This window comes from Acinetobacter sp. YH16031, from assembly GCF_013417335.1.
Taxonomy (GTDB): Bacteria; Pseudomonadota; Gammaproteobacteria; order Pseudomonadales; family Moraxellaceae; genus Acinetobacter.
This window is the reverse complement of record NZ_VPED01000137.1, coordinates 1-1,658: the sequence shown is the minus strand read 5'-3', so window position 1 is coordinate 1,658 and position 1,658 is coordinate 1. Positions and strand designations below refer to the sequence as shown.

Sequence of the window (1,658 nt, the reverse complement as noted above, 5' to 3'; positions counted from 1 at the left end):
GCCAGGCCTCAGCATTTTATTATGGTGATCCCCTGGGCGAAATGCGCCTGGTAAGCAGAGTTTTTGAAATGTAAGGCCTTTGAATAAGACAAAAGGCTGCCTCATCGCTAACTTTGCAACAGTGCCATTTTAAGCGTTATGCTAAGCCCAGGAAGCCGCAGGATCTTTTGAACCACAACTGCATTAACGTCCGCTATTCTGATACGAGTGGATTGTACGCCTGGGAATTCGAGAAAGATGCTCAGAAATTCAGTCTGAAAGTCAAAGGGCAATATATTGCGAACAGCACGATTCATCAGCTCGATGCAGCATTAGACGGGCTGGGGATTGCCTATATTCCCGAGTATGTTGCAGATGGATATATCAAAAGCGGCAAGCTGATTGCTGTTCTGACCGAGTGGTGTCCATATTTTGACGGCTACCATATTTATTATCCTCACCGCCGACAGGATTCTCCTGCGTTTATGGCTTTTCTGCAAGTTTTGCGTGACAGGTACAATAATGGAATAAGATAAATTTATGAGTAAAGGATTATGTCCACGATAAGCACCTGGGTCGATTCCTGGGAGGCGGCCATGAGGGTAGGGAAGCGCCGTCCCGTCAAGTCAGCGTAATGCTCTGCCAGTGTTACAACCAATTAACCAATTCTGATTAGAAAAACTCATCGAGCATCAAATGAAACTGCAATTTATTCATATCAGGATTATCAATACCATATTTTTGAAAAAGCCGTTTCTGTAATGAAGGAGAAAACTCACCGAGGCAGTTCCATAGGATGGCAAGATCCTGGTATCGGTCTGCGATTCCGACTCGTCCAACATCAATACAACCTATTAATTTCCCCTCGTCAAAAATAAGGTTATCAAGTGAGAAATCACCATGAGTGACGACTGAATCCGGTGAGAATGGCAAAAGCTTATGCATTTCTTTCCAGACTTGTTCAACAGGCCAGCCATTACGCTCGTCATCAAAATCACTCGCATCAACCAAACCGTTATTCATTCGTGATTGCGCCTGAGCGAGACGAAATGCGCGATCGCTGTTAAAAGGACAATTACAAACAGGAATCGAATGCAACCGGCGCAGGAACGCTGCCAGCGCATCAACAATATTTTCACCTGAATCAGGATATTCTTCTAATACCTGGAATGCTGTTTTCCCGGGGATCGCAGTGGTGAGTAACCATGCATCATCAGGAGTACGGATAAAATGCTTGATGGTCGGAAGAGGCATAAATGCCGTCAGCCAGTTTAGTCTGACCATCTCATCTGTAACATCATTGGCAACGCTACCTTTGCCATGTTTCAGAAACAACTCTGGCGCATCGGGCTTCCCATACAATCGATAGATTGTCGCACCTGATTGCCCGACATTATCGCGAGCCCATCTATACCCATATAAATCAGCATCCAGGTTGGAATTTAATCGCGGCCTCGAGCAAGACGTTTCCCGTTGAATATGGCTCATAACACCCCTTGTATTACTGTTTATGTAAGCAGACAGTTTTATTGTTCATGATGATATATTTTTATCGGCACTGTTGCAAATAGTCGGTGGTGATAAACTTATCATCCCCTTTTGCTGATGGAGCTGCACATGAACCCATTCAAAGGCCGGCATTTTCAGCGTGACATCATTCTGTGGGCCGTACGCTGGTA

Annotated in this window: 2 protein-coding genes; one reads left to right on the top strand and one right to left on the bottom strand. The window is 44.9% G+C overall.

The window, feature by feature from the left end:
- The first annotated feature begins 113 nt into the window (after positions 1-113).
- Positions 114-515: a LysR substrate-binding domain-containing protein gene (locus FTV31_RS16650; protein ID WP_001183556.1), complete on the top strand. Its 402-nt coding sequence runs from the start codon at positions 114-116 to the stop codon at positions 513-515.
- A gap of 136 nt (positions 516-651) precedes the next feature.
- Here the strand turns inward: FTV31_RS16650 and FTV31_RS16645 are convergent, their stop codons facing one another.
- Positions 652-1,467 carry an APH(3')-I family aminoglycoside O-phosphotransferase gene (locus tag FTV31_RS16645; RefSeq protein WP_000018323.1) on the bottom strand — a complete coding sequence of 272 codons (816 nt, stop codon included), beginning with the start codon at positions 1,465-1,467 and terminating at the stop codon, positions 652-654.
- Positions 1,468-1,658 lie beyond the last annotated feature (191 nt).

Bases quoted from the DNA above. Each gene is read 5' to 3' on its own strand.
- FTV31_RS16645 (WP_000018323.1), bottom strand. From the start codon at position 1,467: ATGAGCCATATTCAACGGGAAACGTCTTGCTCGAGGCCGCGATTAAAT.